The following is a 22,917-nucleotide window of genomic DNA, read 5'->3' as shown; positions in this document are numbered from 1 at the left end:
CGCCTGCTCCGCCAGCGCCTGCCCCGGCAACGCCTGCTCCGCCAGCGCCTGCTCCGGCGGCACCCGCCTCGCCGGGAGCGCCCGCGCCGGCAGCGGCTGCTCCGGTGGGGTCGCCGGGGCCGCCCGCGGTGGGGGCGGGGAGGGGTTGTGGGCCGCGGCCCGAGCGGGTGACTAGCCGGACCTGCTCGCCTTGAGCGGCGAGGAGGCGGGCGGTGGCTGATCCGACCGGGCCGGCTCCGACGACGACGTGCAGAGACATGGTGGGCGACCTCTCGAACTCGGGGCGAGAACAGTGTTCTCGAACAAGTTCACTGTACGCAGACCGCAATGCCATGGTCAAGAACACTGTTCTCGAAACGTTCCAGTGTTCTCAGCTCTGTGTCAGACTGATCCCATGTCCGCACCATCGGTCCGCGCCCGAGTCCGCTCGGAGATGAGCCAGGAGATCAAGGCCGTCGCCCGCCGGCACCTGGCGACCGACGGCGCCAACCTCTCCCTGCGCGCAGTCGCCCGCGACCTGGACATCGTCGCCTCCGCCCTCTACCGCTACTTCCCGAGCCGCGACGCCCTGCTCACCGCCCTGATCATCGACGCCTACGAGGCCCTCGCCGCCGCCGCGACCGAAGCCGAGTCCGCCGTCCCCCGCGACGACCTCCGCGCCCGCTGGCTGGCCGTCTGCCGCGCCGTACGCGCCTGGGCTCTCGCAAACCCCGCCGAGTATGGCCTGATCTACGGCGCCCCGGTCCCGGACTACGCCGCCCCGCAGGACACCGTCGAGCCGGCCTCGAAGGTGATCCTGCTGCTGGTCGGCATCGTCACCGACGGCCTCGGCCGGCTCAACTCGATCAAGGCCTCACCACTCACCATGCCGCTGCGCGCCGACCTCCGCCGCCTCATCGACGAGCGCCAGGGCGAGCTGCTCGAGGAGCGCCTCGACCGCGTGCTGGTCGCGTGGACGCACCTGTTCGGCGTCCTCAACTTCGAGGTCTTCGGCCGTCTCGACGACATGATCGAGGCCCGCGCCGAGTACTTCGACCACCACATGATCCTGATGGCCGACCTCGCCGGCCTGCCCAAGTGACGGTCGCCGACTTCACCCGCCACAAAGGGCTCCTGTACGCCGTCGCCTACCGCATGCTCAGCAGCGTCGCCGACGCGGAGGACGTCGTACAGGAAGCCTGGCTTCGCTGGGACGAGGTGGACCAGGCAACGATCGAGGACCCCGAGGCCTACCTCGTCAAAGTCACCATCCGGCTGTCGATCGACCGCGTCCGCAGTGCCGCAATACGACGTGAGTCCTACGTCGGCCCGTGGCTGCCCGAGCCGATGCTCACCACCCCCGACGCCGCCGACGACGTCGTCCGCGCCGACACAGTCTCGACCGCGATGCTCCTTGTCCTGCAGGCGTTGTCACCCACCGAGCGCGCGGTCTTCATCCTCAACGAGGCCTTCGGCTACAACCTCACGGAGATCGCAGCAATCCTCGGCCGCCGTGACGCCGACGTCCGCCAACTGGCCCACCGCGCCCGCGCCGCAGTCGCCGACCGCCGCCGCAAGTACGACGCCGACCCGGCAACGCAGCAGCAGGTCACCGAGCGATTCCTCGAAGCCTGCCTCGGCGGAGACCTGAAGGCGCTCATGGACGTCCTAGCACCGGACGTCACCCTGATCAGCGACGGCGGCGGCCTGACCGGCGCCCCACGCAAGCCCATCCACGGCCCGCAGTACGTCGCCCAGGCGATCATCCTGCTGTCCCAGCGCCGCCCCGCCGACTCCCACGTCGTACTGCGGCACGTCAACGGCGCGCCCGGCCTGGTCATCTACGCCGGCGCTACCCCGGTGATCGCAGCCACCTTCCACCTCGTCGACGGCGCGATCGAGACCATCCATGTCGTCAGCAACCCGCAGAAGCTCACCGGTGTAGCGGAAGTGATCTGACTCACCAGCCAGCCCTGTCACGCTCCACCCAGCTGTCTCGTCCGTGAGGCGCCCACCCACCAGCGGACGAAACGGAACCCCATGTACGCCGTCTACCTCGCAGCAACCCTCCTGGCCGCCACCCTCACCGCCTCAGCCGCAGTAGCCAACCTCATCGGCCACGCCTACCCCAAGTCCCAAGCCGACAAGCTCAACGTCCCCCACACCTGGATGCGCCCGCTCGGAACCCTCCTGGGCGCAGCATCCCTGGGCCTCCTGGCCGGCCTGGCCATCCCGCCCTTAGGCCTCCTGGCCAGCGCCGGCCTCGTCCTCTACTTCCTGGGCGCCCTGGCAGCCCACCTCCGAGTCCACGACCACCAATTGGCCGCCTGGACCCTCTTCTTCACCGCCTCCCTGGCCGCCCTGATCACCAACCTCACGTACCACTAGGCACCCGGACCATCACCCAGGCAGCCCGCGCGATCGCCGCCGGCGCCAGCAGTTGCCGAAGACCGATGGTTCGGTTGACGAAGGCAAGCATGTGCGCCGCGGTCCGCTCGTCCCGTACGGCGGCCCCGAGCAGCAACCGGTCGACAGGCGTCGGCGGGCCGGCCTTCGCCTGGTCCTCGATGGTCGACTGGTGGCCGGTCAGCGCCTTGCGACGCCGTACGTACTGGCGAAGCGCCGGCTCGAGCGGGCTGCCGTCGAGCAGCGCCGGTGTGACTGCGTCGGCCAGCCACTCCGCGGTCTGGAACGCCCACCCGCACCCGACCCCCTGGGACGGGTCCGAGGTCATCGCTGCATCACCGATGAGGGCGACATCAGGGCGCGGCACCGCGGAACGGGTGATGAGTGCGCAGTCGGTGGCACCGACGATCGGTGAGCTGCGGTGGGCTGCTTCGAAAACCGGAGCATCCGGCAGCCGGCGCAGGTCGGCCAGCAGCGCGGACTCCCGATCGGAGCGGTACGCCGGAAGTGCTGCCTTGACCGGCATCGACGCCAGCACAGTGACGCCGTCCTCGTTCGGCATGGCGTAGGCGATCCCGGGCTCGTGCAACCAGATCTGCGTCCTCGAGCCCGACGTCAGCCGAACATCGGTGAACTCTGCGAAGTAGATGAACCGCTCGTTCGCCGCCACCCGCTGTTCGGCGCCGGCGAGCCGCGCGACGACCGAGTTCACGCCGTCCGCGCCAACCACGAGCCGCCCGCGCACGGACCGCTCGCGCCGGTCGTCGCCCCGAACCCTGACGCCACCGTCGTCGAGCAGCCCGCACACTCGCTGCCCCAGCATCAGGTCGACACCGCTCGTGCCGGCGGCCAACGCCCGGACCATCGGGTCGAGCTTCGCCCGGCGAATGCTGTACCCGTGTGGACTGCCCGGTGGAGCGACCACCCACCCCCACGGCGTGTAGCAGTCGAGCCCGTTCCGGATCCCACCGGCCGCCTCGATCGTCCGGTCGAGGCCGAGTCGCCGGATCGTCGGAGTCGCACAGGCCATCACATGATGTGTGCACAGCACCTTGAAGCTGTCGATTCGGTGATGCTTCTCGACGAGCGCGACCCGCAGGCCGGCCCGTCCGAGCAGGGTCGCCGCCGTCGATCCCGCGATACTCGCCCCGACCACGATCACGTCGTACATCTGAACCCTCCCGATAGACAGCACGACCGTGCTGTCTATCTCATAGATGGCACGGTCGTGCTACCTTGTCAAGGGTGAACCGCCTCCGGCGCTCCGACGGCGAGCAGACGTACGCCGCCATCCTCGAGACGGCCGTCCGCCTCGCCTCGATCGAAGGCCTGAGCACGCTCACGCTCGGCCGGCTCGCCGAGGAGGCCGGCGTGAGCAAGAGCGGCCTGTACGCGCACTTCGGGTCGAAGCAGCAGCTCGAGCTGGACATCATCCAGGCGGCCCGGGACATCTTCGAGCGCGAGGTGATCCAGCCGGCCCTGGCCGCGGACGACGGGCTCCCGCAGCTGGAGCAGATCTGCGCGTCCTACCTGTCCTACATCGAGCGGCGCGTCTTCCCCGGCGGCTGCTTCTTCGCCGGGATGCTCGCGGAATTCGACGCCCGTTCCGGTACGGCGGCTCACGACGCAGTCGCCTCGGACCAGCAGGGCTGGACGGAGCTGCTCGAGTCCTTCGCCGCCGTGGCCCGCGATCGCGGGCAGCTCAAGCGCACCACCGACGTACCTCAACTCGTCTTCGACCTGACCGCGGCCGTCGAGCTGGCGAACTACTATCACGTCCTCTTCGGCGACCCCAAGGTCCTCGACCGCGCCCGTAGGGCGATCGACACCGCCATCGCCGCGAACCGGCCCTAGCGTCCTGAGGCGGACAGCTCGGCGAGCACCGCCTGGATCGCCGGGCTGGTGTTGGCGCTGCGGCGCCAGGCGGCGTGGACTTCGCGCTTCGGCGGGCGGCGGAGCGGGCGGGCGACCAGGTCGGAGCCGAGCGGTGGGCGGGCCAGGCGGGGGATCAACGCGATGACGTTGCCCGAGGCAATGAGCGCCAACTGGGTGCCGAAATCATCGACCAGATGGCGTACGTCGGGATCCTCGGCAACGTCGGCGAACAGCCGCCGGAACCACTGGTGGCACACCGTCCCAGGCGGACTCGTCACCCAGGCCTGGCCAGCAAAGTCGGCACCGGTGAGAGGCGAGTCAAGGCGCGCGAGCGGATGCGTCCGATGCATGACCACGTCGCCGACGTCGGTGTGCAACCCGCGCTGGGTAAGCGAGGGTGGCACCACGGCCGGAATCCCATCGGCGTCATGGATGAGAGCGAGGTCCGCTGTCCCCGCATCGACACTGCGCAGCGCCTCATCCGGGTCTTGCTCGGTGAGGTGCACCTGGAGGTCCGGGCAGCGCACGGACAATTGCTGGAGCGTGGGCGCGAGCAGACCGCGGATGGCCGTGGAGAAGGCGACGACTCGCAGAACGCCACGCGGCGAGCCCTCCGCGACCGACTGGGCCGCCTCCGCACAGCGCTCCAACGCCTGGAACACCTCCGGCGCGGAGTCGACGATCGCCTGTCCAGCCGGCGTCAGCACGACCCCGCGACCGGCCGGCGCAAGCACCGGCACGCCCACCTGACGCTCCAGCCGTTTGATCTGCTGCGACACCGCCGACGCGGTGAACCCGAGCTCATCGGCCGCACGCGCCAGCGTCCCAAGCGCGGCCACCGACCGCAACGCCTGCAGGGCTCCCACGTCGATCATGAAGACAGATTAAGCAATATCGCCAAAAAAGCATCGCTGGACCACATCAATCGTCCGCGCCAGGATCGAACCATGACCGACCAACTCTTCGGCGCGAACCTCGTCGCCCTCGTGACCCCGATGAACCCCGACGGCACGATCAGCGAACTCGGCCTCACCAGCCTCGTCGACCACCTCCTCGCCACCGGCTGCGACGGCCTCGTCGTCGGCGGCACGACCGGCGAGGCACCGACCCTCACCGACACCGAGTCGGCCGACCTCGTCCGCGCCGTAGCGACCCAGACCGACAAGCGAGCCAAGGTCATCGCCGGCGTCGGCACCTACGACACCGCCGCCAGCATCGACCGTGCCCGGGCAGCCGAAGCCGCCGGTGCGGACGCGCTGCTCCTCGTCTGCCCCTACTACTCCCGTCCCAGCCAGGCCGGTGTGGTCGCCCACTGCGTGGCCGTGGCCGACGCGACTGCGTTGCCCGTCATGCTGTACGACGTACCCGCGCGAGCAGGTATCGCGATGGAGGCCCCGACGCTGATCGAGCTCGCCGGCCACCCGCAGATCCGGGCGGTCAAGGACGCCAAGGGCGACCTGTTCGAAGCGATGAACGTGATGGCCCGGACGTCGCTGGCCTACTACTGCGGAATCGACGAGCTCAACCTGCCTTACCTCGCCTCCGGAGCGACTGGCGTGGTCAGCGTCGTCGGCAACATAGTTGCCAACCGCAATGCCGACCTCATCCGGGCGATCCGCGCCAACAACCTCGACGAGGCGCAGGCGATCCAACGTGACCTGCTCCCGTTGGCCGACGCCATCATGCGTACGTCCGGAGGCGCCGTCATGGCCAAGGCCGCCCTCGCCGAGTTGGGCATCATCCCTTCCGCGACCGTACGTCGCCCGCTCCTCGAGGCGCCCGAGTCTCACCTGCAACGACTGACGGCTGCGCTCGCGACCGTCGCCGTACCTGCGTGAATCAGGGCCGGCGGACGTCGAAGTAGAGGCGGGTCAGCAGGTCGCCCATGAGACCCCTGGACGTTGCCTTGTCCTCGTACTGGGCGACCACTGTGCGCACCGAGTTGTCTGCGCCGACCCCAGCCCAGCACCAGACGGCACGATCGCCGTTCTGCTGCTTGTACTGGCGGAACACGCCGTTGACACCACCCAGCGCGAAGGGGGCCTGCGCGGTCGGCTTGCCAAGGCTCGTACACAGGGACTCGGTGTTCAGCGCGGTGTCGATCACGCCTGGCACGGCTTGGCCGAGCAACTCGGCCGGGAGCGGCGCCGAGCGTACGGTCAACCTCTCGATGGCAGCGCCCGGGGCGGACAGCCGGATCCGCCCCGGCACGCTGTCGTCGAGGTCCCAACCGGGCGGTCGGCAGGCCGAGATGCGACCTGACGAGTCGTAGGACCCGACGAAGGACGTCGTTCCGCTGGGAGTGCTCGAAACCGTGGCAGAGGCCAGCAACCGGTCGTCGAGCCAGGCATCGAGGCGGTACTCACCACGCCCCGGGCAGCCGCTGTCCATGAAGTACCGCTGGCCCGGCTGCCCGGCAACGACCCGATCGGTCGCGACCAGAGTGGACCGCTGTTGCCAAGGATCGCCGGACCTCGGCCGGAAGTAGCCGATCCAGGAGATCCGTGACTTCGCGGGGAGATTTGTGCTCTGGTACGTCGCCCCGACGGACCAACCGATGGCGGTCAGCTTCAGCGCGGAGATCGCCGCGTCCGCGCCGGCCGGGTTTGGTCCGGGGGAGAACTGCTCCGCCTGTGCGGCAACGAGCATCCCTTGCAGCTTCTGCACCAGCTCCTTCCGGTCCGGCTCCTTGACGGCCAGGATCTCCAGCGTGGTGCGCGAGCTGGCATACAACTCGGCCTGCTCGAGCGGGTCCGGCCGCTCCGCTGTCCGGCGGATCATTTCGCCGTACGACGCTCGCGCCTCGGCCTCATCGCCTTGGGCCGCTTGGACGAGACCGAGGTTCGCCCACGGCAGCGGTAGGCGATCGTTCGATTCCAGCGCTCTGCGCGTCAGCACCTCGGACGCGGCGTAGCGCCGTACGTGGAAGAGATTCGCGCCCTGGTTGACGAGCGAGAGGTAGTCGGGGACCGGGCTGAGCTCCAGCGCCCGGTCCAGGTCGGCGATCGAGCGGAGCCGTGATTTCTCGTCGACCGTGGTGAAGACGTAGGAGGCGTTCTCCGGGCTGCCGGCGAGCACGATCGCGGTCGCGCGGGCGCGGTACGCCTGCGTGTAGTCGCTGCGCAGCCGGATCGCTTCCGTGTACGAGTCGACGGCGCCGTCGTACTGGCGCAGCCACATCCGCTTGTCGCCCTCGGCCAGCGCGACGACCGCCGCGTCGGGTGTGACGAACGGGTGTTGGCTCGCCGCGATGACGCTGACCAGGACCGCGAAGCCTGCGATCACGAGCGCGGGGACGACCACCAGGTTCCGGGTTCCCGGGGCCAGCGTGAGCGAAAGTCCCAACAGGGAAAGGGCAACCGCGAGCAAGGTGATGCCGAGGACGTAGCGGTCCGACTTGGTGCCCCAGGCCGTGGCGGTCTCCCGTTCGGCGTCGGCTCGGAGCGCGGTGACCCGCGGCTCCAGAAGGCGATCTGAGGCCTGCCGGTTCACGTCCTCGAAGTGCGTCGAGCCCGTCTCCGTCACCGCGAGGTCGGCGAGCGCCTGCGACGACTTGTCCCACATCTGCGCCGCGGTCGTGTAGGTGTCCGTCCCGGTCAGCGAGGACGCGAACCGTGCCAACTCGGCCCGCTGGCGCAGCGAGCGGACCTCGCCGTCGCTGGCCGCAAGTTTGGAGATCTCCACGTAGGCAGCGCCGTACTGGGCGAGCGAGGTGATCGAGGTCTCCTGCGCATGCGCCGACAGGTTCCGCTCGTGCTCGCCCGCTCGGCTCGCAGCCAGGGCGAGCAGGCTGCCGAGCAGCACCAGAAGCGCTGCAGAACAAGCGATTGCCTTCTTGAACGGAGTGTCGAGTACGTCGATGTCCGGGAGCTCGATCTGGGCTTCGGGAACAGGCATGGGCAGGCTCCGTTCGCTCAGCCGCCGACGGTGGCGTTGAGGCCGGCGCCGGCCGTCGCGATCACGAAGACGATCGCGGCCGTTGCCAGCACCGGTGTGCGCCACCGCGGACGCAGTACCCGACCGACCGTCAGCAGCAGGACGAGCAGGAGCAGTGCGACGACTGACAGCATCGTGCGGATGCTCTGCGCGTGCCGGGCATCGGCGACCTCGGCAGTGGCCGCGGGCTGGTCGGGCTGCAGGGCTTCGAACGCCTCGTAGCCCTTGATCGTCTCGAGTCGGCGCTCGGTGTCGTAGCTGGCGGACGCCGTCGTACCGCTCAGGCGTGTGACGTCGAACGTCGTCTCACGGTATGCGTCGGCCACACTGCGCAGTACGAGCGCCTCCGCCCGCAGTTGCGCGGCTCGCGCTTGCTGGCCGGCGGCCGCTGCGGCTGTCGCCTGCGCCTCCATGGCCTCCGCCTCAGCGAGCGACCGCCGGTAGCGACTGGCCGCGCTGGACTCGGCCTCCACCCGGATGCTGGCCACGGACCGCTGCCGCTGTACCTGCAGCGTTTCCAGTGTGGCCTGACCGCGTGCTTCCGCGGCCGCGTCGTCCTGGCGGACTGCGACGTACGTCAGCAAAGCCGCGCTCAGCGTCACGATGCCGACGGCGATGGCGACAGTGCGCTCCCAGTCCTTCAGGAGCCGCGGCATCGCTGATCCCACCCCACGTAGATCAACCATGAAATTGTGCCTTCCCCCCACTCGCGCAGCGCGCGATGGCTCCACTGTCGGTGCTCAAGGCACCGAAGTCCAGTGGACGTCAGCGTTACTGGGAGATGAGCAGCCAGGTGAGGTAGGCGACGTACGCCGCGACGAACACACCGCCTTCGGCGCGGGTGATCCGGCGTCCCGACAGGAACACCGGCACGCACGCGACCGCCGCGCCGACCATCAGCAGGAGGTCCCCGCCGAGGATCTCGTCAGGGACCTGTACGGCGCCGGGCGCTGCAAGGATCGTGACGCCGAGGATGATCGCGATGTTGTAGACGCTCGATCCCAGAAGGTTGCCCAAGGCGATGTCCCGGTTCCCGCGGATCGTCGACAAGATCGTGGTGACCAGCTCGGGAGCCGACGTACCGATCGCGATGATCGTCAGTCCGATGACCGCGTCGCTCACCCCGAACGCCCTGGCGGCATCGACCGCCCCGTCGACGAGCAGCGTCGCGCCGACAACGATGACGACGATCCCCACCAGCAGACTCACGAGGTGCACCCAGGGCCGCGCCTTCTTCGCCTCGTAGTCGGCCTGGTACTCCTCCTGGACTGCCGGCGACTCTTGCCGGCCGGTGCGCAGTACGCCCAGCGTGTAACCGACTCCGAGAACCAGGAGCACGACACCGTCCAGCGTCCCGAGGGTCCCATCGAGCGCCACAACCAGCAGCACCACCGACGCCGCAGTCATACAGGGCAGGTCGAACCGCACCGTGCGGGTGTCCAGCGCGATCGGTGCAATCAGGGCACTCAACCCGAGAATCAACAACAGATTGACCAGGTTCGTCCCCACGATGTTGCCGACCGCGAGCCCAGCACTGCCCTGTCGCGCAGCGTCAATCCCGATCGCCAACTCCGGCATGCTGGTGCCCAGCGACACCACAGTCACCCCGACCACGATCGGAGCAATCCCCAACCGCAGCGCCAGCCCTGTCCCACCCCGGACCAGCAGTTCAGCCCCACCCAACAGCCCCACTAGACCACCGATGATCAGCAGAGCGCTCCCCACCACCCCACCGTCTCACGCCTCTAACCCCGCGCCAACCGTCGAGTCCTTCAAGTCTCCGGTCAGAGGGTGCCTGTCTCGACGATGCGGTGGGTGATCCCGTACGCGACGGCGGCGGTACGCGAGTCGACGTCGAGCTTGGTGAAGATGTTGGACACGTGGCGATGGACCGTGCGCTCGCTGAGGTGCAGCTCGTTGGCGATCGCACGATTCGCCTTGCCTCGGGCGATGAGGCGGAGGACCTCGATCTCGCGTCGAGTGAGCCCGTGGGCGTCGGCGTCCGTGGCGGCGACAATCCTGTTCAGCTGAGCCAGATCCGGACGCGCGCCGAGCCGTTCGAACGTCTCCCGGGCCGCTGCGAACTCGAGCCGCGCACCGTCATGGTCAGCGAGCGCGCGGCACGCCTGGCCGATCAGGACGTTCACCTTGGCCGTCTCGTGCGGGGCACCCTGCTCCTGCCAGGTGGCGGCGGCCCGCCGGAGGAGTGGCAATGCGCTTGCGGGATCACCATGGGCGAGGGCCAGCGCGCCGCTGACGGCGGACATCTCGGCCTCGATGGCCGGCGTCGTCAGCCCTCGCGTGATCCCCTCGAACTCGGTCACGGCATCCCGGGCCGCCTCGATGTTCCCTTCCTCGAGGTGGATGGCGACCGCCGCTTTCAGCAGGTCCAGGCGATCGGGCGCCGCAGTCACCTCGGCCAGCGCTCGCCGTACGCCGGCCGACGCGGCGTCGACGTCACCTTCGGCGAGTCTGAGGAGGGCGAGTCCAGGCTGCGTCAGGCAGCCGTGTTCCGCCGCGCGGCGGTAGGCATCTTCGGCGGCATTCCACTCGCCACGGAGCCGTCGTACCTCACCGAGCTGGTAGTACGCGTGCCCGCAAACCCAACCTGTGTAGCCGTCGAGGTCGTCACAGACCGCGGCGATCTCGTCGACCGCCGCTGGCCAGGCACCGTTGAGACACATCAACCGTGAGCGATAGATGCGGCAGTTCCCGAGGTACGCGCCGCCGAGGCTGCTCAGCGAATCGAGCCACCTGGCCATCGACCGGTTCCAGGCTCGGGCGCGAGCGAAGTCGCGGGCCAGACAGCACCCGCGGACGGCGGCGCAGTAGATCCACGGCGTGACGCGTGGCGACAGGCCGGTGTTGAGGGCCATCGCCTCCTCCAGGCGATCCAGCCCGTCCTGCAGCCGTCCCTCGTCGATCAAGGTCTGACCCAACATGCTCAAGGCCCACGGGATCACCTCGCCCTGACCTTCGTCGACGATCGCGCTCAGCAGCTCTTCAGCGCGACCGTGTTGGCCCGTCGCGGCGTGGAACATTGCCTCAGGGATCCGGAGCCACAGGCTGGCGGCCGTTTCGGGACCCAAGGTGCGGCTCGTCTGCTGCAGCCAGCCGTTCGCCTGGACGACCTCGTTGGTGTTCAGGAGCACCCACCACAACCAGAACGCGACCTGCGCTGCGGCTGCAGGTTCGCCGGCACTGACTCGGAGGTCGAACACCCGGTGCAGGAGGGCGACCGCCTCATCGCCCCGGGCGGAGACCTGGGCTGCCTCTGCGAACGCTTCCAGATCCTCGACGGTGAGCGGCTCTTCGGCGTCTGCAGCGGCGTACTCGACGCACGCCGCCTCCCACCGGGAGGTCCGGTGCAGCTCCCGTGCGTGGGCCAGGTGTGCCGTGGCCACGGCATCCATGGCATCCATGGCATCAGCATGCCCCCGGCCCATCGGAGTTGGGTAGTTGTACCCACACCCTCGGATCCAGGGTGGCAGCCAATGCCGATCCCTGCGGTGGCACGGTCGGCCAGTCTCGAATCAGAAGCCGTCCTACGAAACCAGGGAGTTCTGATGAAGACGACAACCGTGAACGGCACCGAGTTGGCCTACGAGGTCCAAGGCGAGGGGGAACCGGTGCTGTTCATCCACGGCGCCATCTGGGCCGACTTCCTTCGCCCGTTGGCCGAGCAGCCGGCGTTCAGCGAATTCCAGCGGATCCGCTACCACCGGCGCGGGTACGGCGAGAGCGGCGGACCGGCCGGCGGGTTCGACCTGCAGGCGGCCGACGTCGTAGCCCTGCTGGACCACCTCGGGGTGGACCGGGCACACCTGGTGGGTCACTCCGAGGGCGCGATGATCGCGCTCGTACTCGCATCCTCCTACCCGGATCGGGTGCGATCCCTGGCACTGCTCGAGCCGCTGCCGTCGAGCAGTTGGCTGGCCGCGAGCAACTTCGCGGACCTGCTGGGAATCCTTGGGCCGGCGTTCGAGGCGATGGCAGGGCACTACCAGGCAGGGGACGTTGCCGGCGCCTTCGACGCCCTCTTCGAGCCGACCGGCTTGGACTGGCGCACGGCGACGAAGGCCGCAGGACCCGGCGTCATCGACCAGGGCATCAGAGACGCGGCAACCTTCATCGAGACCGAAGCCTCCGCCCTGGTCGACTGGACCTTCGACCCCGACCAGGCGGCAACCATCACCAGCCCAGTCCTCTCCTGGAGCGCCGCCTCAGAAAACCCGCTCAACCCCGCAACCAGAGCCTTCCTCCACGCCCTCTTCCCCGACCACGAGGAGACCACCCTCACCAACGGCGACCACTTCTCAGTAACCACAAACCCATCGGCCGTAGCCGCCCCAATCGCCACCTTCGCCTCCCGCTGTTCGGACGCAGCAACTTTCCGGGGCTGATGTGTATCGAGGTAGGCAGGAGTGCTACTTCGTACTGCGATCCGAGGGGCTGGGTATGTCCGGTCGATTGAGTAAGGCGGCTGTTGCCGCATGTCTGGTGGTCGGATTCACCCCTGGTCCCGCACAAGCGGGGACGTCTGCGCCGGCGCAGGTGTCGGCTGGTTGTTCCGTCAAGGTCGGATCGGTGACCGCCGGTGGTGACCACACGGCCCGGGTGATCACTGCCGGTTCGCCACCAACGGTGCAGCAGAAGCCGCGGTACACCGATATCTACCCCGACGGCCAGCCCAGGTTGAGCAGTCTGATCGTCAATGACCCGGAGATCCCCAACTTCGGCGGCGGCTACCACGGCCACGTGGTCATCGGCGCTGGGCTGTACAGCAGCTTCTACCTGCTCACGGAGGACGGCGAGGTCGACCGGTCGCAGGCCCTCAACTCCCGGATCGGTGGCGGCTGGGGCGACGTCACCTTCCTCGAGACGAGCTACCCGTACGACACGAACCCCTTTGCCCTCGTCAACCACTACTCGCTGCGCGGAGACGGCACGCTCACCCGGTGGGATTCCAGAGGCGGGTTCGGCTGGACCAACCCGCAGTCCGCGGGTGGCTTCTCGGCAGTCAAGACGATGGCGCTGATCAGCCAGACCTCGACGTACGACACCTTCCTGGCCACCACGCGCGGCGGCGCCCTCTACACGATCCGGCTTCCCCTGACCTCGCCGATGAAGCCGGTCGTGAAGCGGGTCCGCGCCTCCACGTGGCAGGCCTTCGACGCCCTGATCGCCGAGAAATGCGGCCAGTACGGCACCCTGCTACTCGGCATCGACAAGGAAACCCAGTCCGGCTACCTGTACGCCATCGGCCACGCAACCGGCCCCACCACGATCATCCAAGGCCTGGGCAAGGTCCCAACCACCTTCCCCGACCCCGTCCACTTCCGCCACGCCCTGGAACCCGGCACCGCTCCACTCTTGTTCGGCGAGTGACCTGCTAGTGCTGCTGCGTCTGGACGTACAGGGTGACTGCCAGGACGTGTTTGCAGGGGCCGCGTTGGCCGTGGTACTTGGCCCACCACAGGCAGGTGCAGGTGTACGGATCGCCCTTGACCCAGTGACGGTGGTTGCCGGAGGTGATCGACCAGCCGTTGGCGGATGGTGCGACGGCTCGGTCCTGCAGTAGTTGGCGGGCGTCCTTCAGTCGAGGGTTGTCACGCTCGATCCGTTCGCTGTCCCACGGCAACTCTCGGTGGAACCAGGTGCTCTCGTGGAGGTCGTAGCCCACCTTGCCGGACACGGCCAGAAAGCCGATGCCCGCATCGACGTCCGCGAGGGAAAGATCCGTCGTCGCCGCCAGCCGATCGCGATCGATGTCCGGCTGCCAGGCGAGATGTTCGAGTAGCCGGGCGGCAGCGGACCCGGCCGAAGGCGCCGTCAAGGTGGTCAGCAGGCCCCCTTCACCCGAGAAGCCTCGGTACGGTTCTGGGGAAAGCAGCAGCGTCAACCGCGCGCCCGGCAGTTCGAACACCCACGCGCTGGCGTGATCGTCGGACCCGAACACGCGCAGGCGGTGCGTGAAGCGCGCGACCCGCGCCGACGCTCCCAGCCGCGCGGCTCCGGCAAGATGCACGGACCCAGGCGATGGCCGGGTCGACTGTCGCAATCCGCCTGGCGCCGGGAGCAGGTGGTACGACGGACCCGGCGCGGACTTGGGCAATGCGGCGAGCCATCGAGCCGCCGCCGATCCGGCGAGCTCGGCCCGCTGCGTCATCCGCGCGGCGAGCACGGGCGTCTCGGCGAAGCCCCTGATCCATCGGTCCGGGAGATCGACCTTCCGTTCGTGATGGGTCGCGTCGAGCGTCGCCACTGAGAGGCCTTCGGTTCCGACGTCGAGGTGGACGAGCTCGGTGCCGCCGACTCCGGCGAGTGCGGTGCGCAGCGGCTGGTTGATGTCCACGTTGGTGGTCCCGTGCGCGACCTCGCCCGAGTCGATGCCGTCGGCAAGCAGATCGAGCCGGGCATGGACTCCGTTGCAGAGTGAGAACGCCTCGAATCGCAGCCGGTCGCCCGACGCGGTGACCACGGGATCGAGATTGCTGAGGCGGTGGACGAGACCCGCGTCGAAGTACCGGCTGTTGGCCACGTCGGCGACCGCCAGGATGCCGGCCGCGGTCACGTCCGGCCGCGCCAGCATTCCGCTGAAGAACCGCGGCTGCTCGACGAGCCCGCCGGGAGTCGCACCGAGCGCTGTCTCGAGTTCCAGCAGTGCGCTGCGATCGGTACGCCGGACGAGTGTCGAATCAGTGCGGTAACCGGCCTCGATCGTCACGCTCTGCCGTCTCCCCGTGCGGCTGCTGCCACAAAGGCGGCTGCCTCCACCCGCGCCTTGCTACTACCCTTCGATGCCGCCAGCTCCAGGACGGATTCGGGGATCTGTGGATCGGGGACCGCACCGACGTAGCGACGCAGTATGCCGTACAGCTCCGCCAGCCCAGGGGGCTTCCGCTCGAGCACCGAAGCCTTGCCAAGCACGGTCATCGCGGTCGGCCAGAGTGGTTGCAGGCCACCCGCGAGAATCAGCTGCTCCCACGAGTGGCCAAGGCGACCGAGACGCAGTAAGCCGTCATCGAGGAGATGCAGACAACACTCGGTGTACGCCGTGCTGTCCCACCGACTGCGGCCCATCAGCGCCAGCGCTGCTTCGACGGCGAGGAGCCGTCGATCCTCGTCGGCGTGGCACAGCGTGGCCGCGATGTCATGCTGGACAGCGAGGCCGGGGCCGGGCGCGTGCGCCATCATCGGCAACCAGCGAGGTGGGTGCCGCGCGGCTTGGTCGTACTGCGTCTGCGTCTTGGCGGCCAACAGATCCGGCCAGGCCGGGACGATCCCGAATCCGGTGTCGGCTCGGATCGCCCACTCGTGGTACTCGCGATGGGTACCGCTCGTGTGACCGTCGAGGAGCCCGGCCGGGATGCCTGGGATGAGGCCGATGTCGATCGGAAGCCGGACCGGTTCGACGGTCACGGTGGCTCCGTCATGCCGAGCCACGAGCTTCGGGAGGCCGCCGCCTTCGATCCACTGTCGCAGCAGGTCGACCGCATCTACGGTGTGTTTCGCCGTACGCCACCGGGATCCTGGAGACCACAGGTCGAGTGACAATCCGTCGAGTTGGGTTGTGTGTTCGGGTCGTGTGGGTTCGAGGCGGAGTAGCGCGAGGAAGAGATCCGTCGGGCCTGCCGACGTGCGGCCATAGCCTTTGAGACGGTCCACGAGGGTGTCGAAGGAGAGCAGGCCGTTCCACTGTGTCGGGGTGCTCAGCAGGTACGGGATCGTGCCGAGTCTGAGGGTCGTCTCGCTCGCGAAGATCTCGTGGACCGCACCGGTCAGGGACAGGCCGGCGATCTCCCAGTCGGTCGGCGCATGGACGCCGTTCGCGATCTTGTCGCACAAGGTCAGGTGGGTCTTCGCGGTCACATCGGCCGCGGTGACCACCGCCCACAGCGCCGACGGCGGGCGCACTCCGTCGCCGAGGCTCTGATGTGCGGACCAGGCCCAGTAGCGCACCTCATGAGGCGATCTGGCAGCCCAGCGGACGATCGCGTCCCAGAAGACCGCGCCGTCCGCAGCCGTGATCGATCTGATGATCCGCGACAGAGCAGCGGCCAGACCAGGCTCATCCGGCTCGATCTTGGCGGCCGGCCCGGTGTCGTCCACCGGCAGGGGAGCGGTCCACAGATCGCACGGCGGAGCCTCTGCGTTGGTTTCCTGGGCGACTCCGAGTGCGGTCAGCGCTTTGGCGGCTCGGTCCGCGAGCGCCTGGTCGGGTACGTCGGCCGCGACCTTGAGCGCGATCGTCACCGCGTCGGATCCCCACCGGTCGACCGCATGCGGCCCGGTCAACGCCTTGAGCAGCACGGTCTTCTGGGCCTTCTCCGGACGCGCGAAGATCGTGGCCGCGAGGTCGGGGAGGTCGTCGGCGTGAGCGGTTTCGACCGCTGCGGGCAACAGCACGGCGGTCACCGATCCGTGGCTGGTCGCCAGCAACCCCTGGACCAACGGCATGCGATCGGCGAGGTCCGGACCTTTCAGGTCGAGTGCTGCCAGCAGCTTCGCGATGCCCTTCTGGGTGCTGGGAGTGTCCTGGCGAGTCAATGCGACAAAGGCGTCGGCCAGAACGCGGGACCGGTCGAGGTGGCTATCGGCGACCAGTTCGGCGACGGCTGGACCGAGCTCCCACGACGGTACGGCGTGCCGCTCCAGAATCCCGATCACGCCCGGGCCGGCCAGCGCGGCTGACAGGGCTTCGGGCAGGACGGGGTCAGCGCGCAACTCCTCGACGAGTGATCCGGTGGGCAGCGGTTCCGGCGTACCGTGACGCTCTTGCCGCCACAGCGCCCACTTCATCTCCGACGCTGCCAGCGCGTGCAGTTCGGCCCAGGATTTGGCAAAGGCCGGGCCGGTCGGCAGGTCGGCCAGACCGGCCGCGATCAGCGGCCGCGCGAGTCGCGCAATCCACGCAGAAAGGAACCCGTCGCCCTTCGCCACCGTGGACGCGGTCTCGAGGAATGCCACACACCAGTCCCGGCCGCGGCGGGAAGCGAGCTCGACCAGCAACTCGTCAGCGGGACCGGGACGCCAGTCCGACGCGAGCTTCGACAGCCACCTCGCCGCCTGCTCCGGCTTCGCCAGCGCGACCGCGAGGGCGCGGAGACAGGCGGCGAGATCGAACTCGGGGTAGTGGACTTCCCCGGTCCAGTGAGCCCGACGCGACCGGTACCACGCTCGAGTTTCCTTGCCGGTTTGGCTGGTCGCCGGGGCGTCCAGATATGGCACCAGCTCACGCCAGGACCCGGTGACCAGCAGCCGTTCCAGTTCGTCGTACACGGACACGACGGTCACCCTAGCCCGGCGTTTTCCCGGCCGCGGCCTGGATGCTCGATCAAGCATTTCCATCAGCACCGATAGGTGCCCCCGGCAGGATTCGAACCTGCGACGCACGGTTTAGGAAACCGACGCTCTATCCCCTGAGCTACGGGGGCGGACAGACGGGGACAGCGTAGCGGAACTTGGGGGTGGGGCTCATCTTCGTGTGCGGAGGGTGAGCGCTGGACACGGGGGTGGGGTGGGCGCACGCTGCGGGGATGGGGTGGTTCGTGGGGGAGGCATCATGAGTTTTGGTGTGCTGGGGGACTTGAACTGGCTCGCGGTGGTCGTGAGCGCGGTGGTGTACTTCGGGATCGGTGGGTTGTGGTACGCCCCGGTTGCCTTTGGCAAGCAGTGGCAGGAGGCGATTGGGTGGACCGAGGCGGACGCGGAGCGGGCGACGCCGGCGGTGATGTACGTCGTACCGGCGATCACCTGCCTCGTGTCGACGGTGGCGCTGGCGATGGTGGCCGAGGCGACCGTGACGGATACGTTCGGCGAGGGTGTGGTGCTCGGCCTGGTGGCGGGCCTGTTGCTCGTGGCGCCGGCACTGTACGTCACCGGGTTCTTCGATCCGCGGAAGCCCGAGCCGCAAACGTGGATCGGGATCACGGCCGGCTACCACGCCGTCAGCATCCTCGTGATCGCGGTGATTCTGGCGGTGTGGACCTAGCCGGTGAGGGCTGAGACGCCGAGGTGGCCGGAGATGGAGGCGTAGCGCTCGGCGTAGAGGGTGGTGCAGCGGGAGGAGGCGCAGCCGGAGCCGGCGAAGGTGGTGCCGCGGATAGTGGCGCCGGTGGAGCCGCGGCCGGTGTAGACCGGGCCGCCGGAGTCGCCGCCGATGATCGCGATCTTGCCGCCGCGGGTGGCCCGGATCACGTACGTCGTGCAGCCGTCGGTGTCGCAGTACTTCGCTGACGTCGAGCGGACCGTGATGCCGCAGAGCGACGTACTGAAGCTGCCGGACTGGCAGACGACCGTGCCGACGCCGGGGTCGCCGCCGCCCTTCACCGTGCGGGTGTCGGCCGAGTCGCCGGGGCCGTCGGTCCAGATCTTGGCGCCGTACGTGCTGCCGGTGAGCAGGGCCTGGTCGTAGTCGGGGTAGTTCGTGCGGACCGAGGTGGTGCCGTAGTAGTGGCTGCCCGACTTCCACAGCGTGCCGACGCCGCCGCAGTGTCCGGCGGTCACCGATCCGCGCTGGCCGTTGGACCGCCGTACGACGGAGAAGCCGGCAGTGCAGTTCTTCAGCGCCGACGTGATCCGCGCTCCGCCCCAGTGACCGCCCTTCGGGGTGTCGTTGAGCCGGGACGTCCGCGCTAGTGAGCTCTCCACCAGCCGTACGCCGGACAGCCCGCGCAGGCCCTCCAACGATTCGCCGGACGTCGTCTCCTTGTCGTACTCGACGACGATGTCCTCGCTGACCGGGTCGAGATCGGCGGCGAACGTGGTCCGCGTGGCGTCGCCCGACCACGACCGGGCGCCCACCGTGTTCCAGGCGTCGGCGATCGCGCGGGCCGATCGGCAGCTGCGTTCGACCCGGACCATCTGCTTGCCGGCCGCGGGGACGTTGCGGTTCATCGCGGCCTCATACCTGCGGGTGTCCACCATCGAGGTGTCCACCACGACCTTGTAGCCGGTCGACGCCGATCCGACCACGCCGATCACACCTTGGCTCAACCCATACGGCAGGCCGGACGTCGGCCGCCCGGTGGCATCCACCGGCTCGAGGGACCGGACGGCCAGGCTGATGCCGTCGCCGAGGCTCTCACCGAGCGGCCGCGGGTCCGACGCGGACGTCGGTTGCGCCAGCCGCTGGGACTGCACCGAGCTCACGCTGGGCTCCGCGTGTGAGCACCGCGCCGCGGCGGCCGGGGCAGCCCCGGACGCCGTCAAGCCGACCGCGAAGAGTGACACTGAGCCGAGTGTGAGCAGCGGGACGGTAACTGAGAGTCGCACGTAGCTCCCCAAATCGGTGGACGGCCGTCTCCATGGTCCAGTCAGTGACTCCGCTCAGTCAAGGCCTGATCACCGAAAGCGAGCAATTCCGACTACCGTGCGCGAGCGTAACTCGCAAGTTCGCGCCCGTCGGCGCCGAAGAACTTCAGTGTGTCGGCGTCGAGCGTGATCCGCTTGGCACCCTGCAGTACGGCGGTATGCGGCACGTTGTCGCAGCCGACCAGCCGCTGCGGCCCGGCCTTCGCGGTGAACTCACCACGCTGACCGATCGTGTATGTCCCCTGCAGCCCGTTGCAGCCGTCCGAGCCGGTCCACGTCCCGTTCGCGAGGAACTCGATCACCGGGTCGTCGGGCCGCTCCGTCTTCAGCGAAGTGAGCCCGGCCATCTGGACCGGACGCCACGTGCCGGCCACGCTCTCGGCCGACGGCGGCGGCTGCACGGACGGCGTGGCGACAGACGCCTCGCCGCCGGCGACCGGCAGTTGCACTGGTGAGTTCCCGCCCGCCAGGCTGAACCCGACGACGGCGATGGCGGCCACTGCTACCGCTGCGGCGCCGGAGACGATCCAGGTACGACGCTGGGCCTGCCGGGCGCCCGTGGTCGCGCGCTCGGTCAGACCGGTGGCCTGCGGCACCGAGGCCGCGGCACGGTCGAAGGTACCCCGCAGGTCATCCTCGAGATCGGTGTTGCTCACGACAACCTCTCATCACACATGGTGGGACTGCCTTGTCGTCCGTAGCGTGGCGAGCGCCCTGCTGGCGGTCGCCCGGACGGAGGACGGTTTGATGCCGAGCACCTCGGCGATCGTGTGGTCGTCCAGGTCCTGGTAGTAGCGCAGCACCAGCACGACTCGCTCCCGCGCCGACAACTCAGCGAGCGCTCGCCACAGCGCGTCCGAGTTCGCGACCTCGGTGGCGTGGTCGGGAACCGTGCGCTCCGCGTCGATCTCGGCGGCCGGTGACTCGGTGAACGACCGTCGCCGCGTCATCGACAGGTACGCGTTGATCAGGATCCGCCGGACGTAGTGGTGCGGGTCGTCTGCCTTCCGAACCTTCCGCCACGACCGGAACGCCTGCATCAGCGCGATCTGCGCCAGGTCCTCTGCTCGCTGGTAGTCGCCGGAGACGGTGAAACCGAGCCGCACCAGTTCCTGTCCGCGTGCGGACACGTACTCCTCGAACTCCACTCGCCACTCCCCGGCTGGGCGTACAACACCTCACACCTATTAGACGCATCGAGTGGCTCAGGGTGCTGCAACCAATCACACACAGTCGAGTCTCAGCCCAGCAAAAAAGCCCGGGCCTCCTCCTTGCCGCGCGGATCCCGCTGCACGCCGTGTCCACTTCCGGGTACGACGACGAGCCGCGCCGACTGTGCGTGCTCCTGCTCCCACCGCGCCCACTCCACCGGGCAGAACAGGTCGTTGGTGCCGTGCAGGATCAGCGTCCGCGGCATCAGCTTGTCAGCCGCCGGATATGTCGACATCCGCGCAGCCGGCCACCGGGAGCACCCGTCGACGATCAGCTGGTTGCGTGACGTCTCCACGTCGTACGGATACAGCTTTGCCGGATCCAGCTTCGTCAGTTCGGACTCGACACTGGCCTTGGTGACGTGCAAGTCGGCGCACAGCGTGGCCAGGTGCAGCCCGGCGGACAACTCGTCGTACGCGATGTTCCTGCTGGTGACGGTCTGGACGAACTCCTTCAGGCCCGCGTCGTCCCCGTTGCGGGCGGCGTGCAGCATCGCCGGGATCCCCTTCAGCGACGGGTTGACCGAGTTGAGGCTGGAGATCGACATGCTCTCCAACAGGCTCGTGCCGTCGACCGGCCCATGCCGAACCAACCACGCCAGGTCGGCCACCGGGTCCGTCGTACATGCGGGGTCCTGTCGGCAGGTAGCGCGGAGCACGGAGCCTGTAGCAGCCATGAGGTCGACGCTGAGCGGGTCGAACCCCTTGTGCGGCACGACCGAGTCCAACACGATCGAGGCAACCCGGTCCGGGTATTTCAGCCCGTACTGCGCCGCCGTGAAGCTCCCGTACGACGTCCCGTTGAGCGTCAGCCGCTCGACGCCGAGGTGCTGGCGCAGCCGCTCGATGTCCTCGACCGTGTCCGGCGTGCCGTAGTACCCAAGCCCTGGGCCGATCCGCTGCGCACAGTCCTCGACAGTCCCGGCCGGCGCAGCCAGGAAGTCCGAACCACCCACAGCTGCTTGCAGTGAAGGGCAATTGATGCCAGCGGACCCGGTGCCGCGTTGGTCGAACATGACGAGCCTGTACTCGCGCAGCAGGTCCGGGTGCAGGTTGGTACGGACCCGCGGTAGCAGGGAGACACCTGGTTGGCCTGGGCCACCAGTGAGCATCAGCAGGACACCGCGTGGCGCATCGACGTTGTCGGCTGCGGCCACGGCCAGCTTCAGGGTCTGATCGCCAGCGCCGAGTGGCACGCTCAGCGTCGTACAGGTGAAGCCGCTGATGCATGGAGCCGTGGGAGACGCCGCCGGCGAGGAGCAGGCGGTGCTGACGAGCAGCAGCGCACACAGCAACCGGAACACTCGCATGCTGCAGCTTGCAACAGATGGCGAGGAGCCGCCACCTGCCTTGCGGGTCAACCCAGGGAGGAGACCCGCAAGGCAGGCGCGGGTTGACCCGGTCCGGACGGCTTCGGGGGGCGCGTCCGGGCAGGGTCAGCGCAGGCCGAGCGACTTGATCAGCTCGGGTGTCACCTGGCGGGGCGCCGGCAGTTCGCCGGGCTTGCCCTGGCCCTCCAGGGAGGTCGCCACCAGGCGGCGGCAGCCGTAGGCCTCGACTGTGTAGGAGAGGACGCCACGGTCGTTGTCGGTGAACCGCAGCACGTACGTCGGGCCGAGCTCCTGCGTGCAGTAGCCCGGCTTCTTGGCGACCGGCTTCGGAGCGTTCACCAGAGCGAACAGCTCCGCGGCCTGCTTGGCGTTGCGCTTCGTGCTGACGGTCGCGTAGTCCTGCCCGGACGCCTTGGCGTCGTACTGGCAGACCGCCACGCTGACCGGGTTGAACAGGGACTTGGCGGCGCCCTTGCCCCAGACGACCTTGTCGGTGGCCGCACGCACTGCCGCGATGGTGTCGGGGCAGTCCATGCTCGGGGTGCCGCTGGGGGTGGGCGACGAAGGGGTGGTCGGGGTATCCGTGGGCTGGGCGGCGGGCGGGGACGTGGCGCTCTCGTCACCGCAGGCGGCGGTGACTCCGAGTACAGCCACGACGAGCGTCGCACCGATCAGGCCCCGTGTCCGTAATGCACTCACGACTCGGTCCTTCCGGGTTGGCAAGGTCACCCATGATGGTCGACCGGAGTCACGTCGCGCGCCCCTAAACCTGGATCCACCGATGGACTGGGGTGAGTTGGCTGGGGTGAGCGTGCCGTAACGCGAGAATGCCCTTGCGTGCTGGGAGATTGGGACTTGCGACA

General features: G+C 68.8%; 21 protein-coding genes and 1 tRNA gene. 8 read left to right on the top strand and 14 right to left on the bottom strand.

Annotated elements, in window-relative coordinates; all coding sequences use genetic code 11:
* Window positions 1–394: 394 nt before the first annotated feature.
* The 3 genes from AB0H36_RS32930 (at window position 395) to AB0H36_RS32920 (ending at window position 2,367) form a co-directional block, all read left to right on the top strand.
* Window positions 395–1,081, top strand: coding sequence for a TetR/AcrR family transcriptional regulator (locus AB0H36_RS32930; protein WP_360532563.1), 687 nt, complete (start codon window positions 395–397; stop codon window positions 1,079–1,081).
* Window positions 1,078–1,938 (top strand): RNA polymerase sigma factor SigJ, encoded by an 861-nt coding sequence (gene sigJ / locus AB0H36_RS32925; protein WP_360532560.1) that lies wholly within the window; start codon window positions 1,078–1,080, stop codon window positions 1,936–1,938. Before AB0H36_RS32930 ends, sigJ begins: the two co-directional genes overlap by 4 nt.
* 81 nt (window positions 1,939–2,019) lie before the next feature.
* Complete coding sequence (locus AB0H36_RS32920) at window positions 2,020–2,367, top strand: DoxX family protein (protein WP_360532557.1); 348 nt, start codon at window positions 2,020–2,022, stop codon at window positions 2,365–2,367.
* On the opposite strand, the gene AB0H36_RS32915 is transcribed toward AB0H36_RS32920, so the two are convergent.
* A complete protein-coding gene (locus tag AB0H36_RS32915; protein ID WP_360532554.1) occupies window positions 2,354–3,556 on the bottom strand; it encodes an NAD(P)/FAD-dependent oxidoreductase in 1,203 nt (400 codons plus the stop codon). The two genes, AB0H36_RS32920 and AB0H36_RS32915, sit on opposite strands and share 14 nt — an antisense overlap.
* Window positions 3,557–3,630: 74 nt before the next feature.
* Here AB0H36_RS32915 and AB0H36_RS32910 point away from each other — a divergent pair, with 74 nt between their 5' ends.
* On the top strand, window positions 3,631–4,239 hold the full coding sequence (locus AB0H36_RS32910) for a helix-turn-helix domain-containing protein (protein ID WP_360532551.1): 609 nt from the start codon (window positions 3,631–3,633) through the stop codon (window positions 4,237–4,239).
* Here the strand turns inward: AB0H36_RS32910 and AB0H36_RS32905 are convergent.
* Window positions 4,236–5,135, bottom strand: coding sequence for a LysR family transcriptional regulator (locus AB0H36_RS32905; protein WP_360532548.1), 900 nt, complete (start codon window positions 5,133–5,135; stop codon window positions 4,236–4,238). The two genes, AB0H36_RS32910 and AB0H36_RS32905, sit on opposite strands and share 4 nt — an antisense overlap.
* A gap of 72 nt (window positions 5,136–5,207) precedes the next feature.
* On the opposite strand from AB0H36_RS32905, the gene dapA reads away from it, so the two are divergent.
* Window positions 5,208–6,098 (top strand): 4-hydroxy-tetrahydrodipicolinate synthase, encoded by an 891-nt coding sequence (dapA, locus tag AB0H36_RS32900; RefSeq protein WP_360532545.1) that lies wholly within the window; start codon window positions 5,208–5,210, stop codon window positions 6,096–6,098.
* A gap of 1 nt (window position 6,099) precedes the next feature.
* Here dapA and AB0H36_RS32895 read toward each other — a convergent pair whose 3' ends face one another.
* The 4 genes from AB0H36_RS32895 to AB0H36_RS32880 form a co-directional block, all read right to left on the bottom strand.
* On the bottom strand, window positions 6,100–8,157 hold the full coding sequence (locus AB0H36_RS32895) for a hypothetical protein (protein WP_360532542.1): 2,058 nt from the start codon (window positions 8,155–8,157) through the stop codon (window positions 6,100–6,102).
* A gap of 17 nt (window positions 8,158–8,174) precedes the next feature.
* A complete protein-coding gene (locus AB0H36_RS32890; RefSeq protein WP_360532539.1) occupies window positions 8,175–8,852 on the bottom strand; it encodes a hypothetical protein in 678 nt (225 codons plus the stop codon).
* A 115-nt stretch (window positions 8,853–8,967) separates the two neighbouring features.
* Entirely contained in the window at window positions 8,968–9,921 is a 954-nt protein-coding gene (locus AB0H36_RS32885) for a calcium/sodium antiporter (RefSeq protein ID WP_360532536.1), read from the bottom strand.
* A gap of 59 nt (window positions 9,922–9,980) precedes the next feature.
* Entirely contained in the window at window positions 9,981–11,618 is a 1,638-nt protein-coding gene (locus tag AB0H36_RS32880) for a response regulator transcription factor (RefSeq protein ID WP_360532533.1), read from the bottom strand.
* A 144-nt stretch (window positions 11,619–11,762) separates the two neighbouring features.
* Here AB0H36_RS32880 and AB0H36_RS32875 point away from each other — a divergent pair, with 144 nt between their 5' ends.
* Together AB0H36_RS32875 and AB0H36_RS32870 are read left to right on the top strand one after the other, a co-directional pair.
* Window positions 11,763–12,599 carry an alpha/beta hydrolase gene (locus AB0H36_RS32875; protein ID WP_360532530.1) on the top strand — a complete coding sequence of 279 codons (837 nt, stop codon included), beginning with the start codon at window positions 11,763–11,765 and terminating at the stop codon, window positions 12,597–12,599.
* A 184-nt stretch (window positions 12,600–12,783) separates the two neighbouring features.
* Window positions 12,784–13,584, top strand: a complete 801-nt coding sequence (locus tag AB0H36_RS32870) for a hypothetical protein (protein WP_360532527.1) — start codon at window positions 12,784–12,786, stop codon at window positions 13,582–13,584.
* 4 nt (window positions 13,585–13,588) lie between these two features.
* On the opposite strand, the gene AB0H36_RS32865 is transcribed toward AB0H36_RS32870, so the two are convergent.
* The 3 genes from AB0H36_RS32865 to AB0H36_RS32855 all read right to left on the bottom strand — a co-directional run bounded on the left by AB0H36_RS32865 (window position 13,589) and on the right by AB0H36_RS32855 (window position 17,633).
* Entirely contained in the window at window positions 13,589–14,923 is a 1,335-nt protein-coding gene (locus AB0H36_RS32865) for an SWIM zinc finger family protein (protein WP_360532524.1), read from the bottom strand.
* Window positions 14,920–17,484, bottom strand: coding sequence for a hypothetical protein (locus tag AB0H36_RS32860; RefSeq protein WP_360532521.1), 2,565 nt, complete (start codon window positions 17,482–17,484; stop codon window positions 14,920–14,922). Before AB0H36_RS32860 ends, AB0H36_RS32865 begins: the two co-directional genes overlap by 4 nt.
* A 76-nt stretch (window positions 17,485–17,560) precedes the next feature.
* Window positions 17,561–17,633: transfer RNA gene (locus AB0H36_RS32855), tRNA-Arg, on the bottom strand.
* A gap of 128 nt (window positions 17,634–17,761) precedes the next feature.
* Between AB0H36_RS32855 and AB0H36_RS32850 the strand changes: the two genes are divergently transcribed.
* Entirely contained in the window at window positions 17,762–18,190 is a 429-nt protein-coding gene (locus tag AB0H36_RS32850; RefSeq protein WP_360532518.1) for a DUF1761 domain-containing protein, read from the top strand.
* Here the strand turns inward: AB0H36_RS32850 and AB0H36_RS32845 are convergent.
* From AB0H36_RS32845 to AB0H36_RS32825, 5 genes are all read right to left on the bottom strand, one after another.
* Entirely contained in the window at window positions 18,187–19,350 is a 1,164-nt protein-coding gene (locus AB0H36_RS32845; RefSeq protein ID WP_360532515.1) for a hypothetical protein, read from the bottom strand. The genes AB0H36_RS32850 and AB0H36_RS32845 overlap by 4 nt on opposite strands.
* A gap of 215 nt (window positions 19,351–19,565) precedes the next feature.
* Complete coding sequence (locus AB0H36_RS32840; protein WP_360532512.1) at window positions 19,566–20,168, bottom strand: META domain-containing protein; 603 nt, start codon at window positions 20,166–20,168, stop codon at window positions 19,566–19,568.
* A gap of 12 nt (window positions 20,169–20,180) precedes the next feature.
* Window positions 20,181–20,660 carry a SigE family RNA polymerase sigma factor gene (locus AB0H36_RS32835; RefSeq protein ID WP_360532509.1) on the bottom strand — a complete coding sequence of 160 codons (480 nt, stop codon included), beginning with the start codon at window positions 20,658–20,660 and terminating at the stop codon, window positions 20,181–20,183.
* Between the two features lie 92 nt (window positions 20,661–20,752).
* Window positions 20,753–22,033: an alpha/beta hydrolase gene (locus AB0H36_RS32830; RefSeq protein WP_360532506.1), complete on the bottom strand. Its 1,281-nt coding sequence runs from the start codon at window positions 22,031–22,033 to the stop codon at window positions 20,753–20,755.
* Window positions 22,034–22,159: 126 nt separating this feature from the next.
* Entirely contained in the window at window positions 22,160–22,753 is a 594-nt protein-coding gene (locus AB0H36_RS32825) for a hypothetical protein (RefSeq protein WP_360532503.1), read from the bottom strand.
* Window positions 22,754–22,917: the final 164 nt, after the last annotated feature.

This window comes from Kribbella sp. NPDC050820, assembly GCF_040653975.1.
GTDB lineage: Bacteria > Actinomycetota > Actinomycetes > Propionibacteriales > Kribbellaceae > Kribbella.
This window is presented reverse-complemented; position numbering and strand designations above follow the sequence as displayed.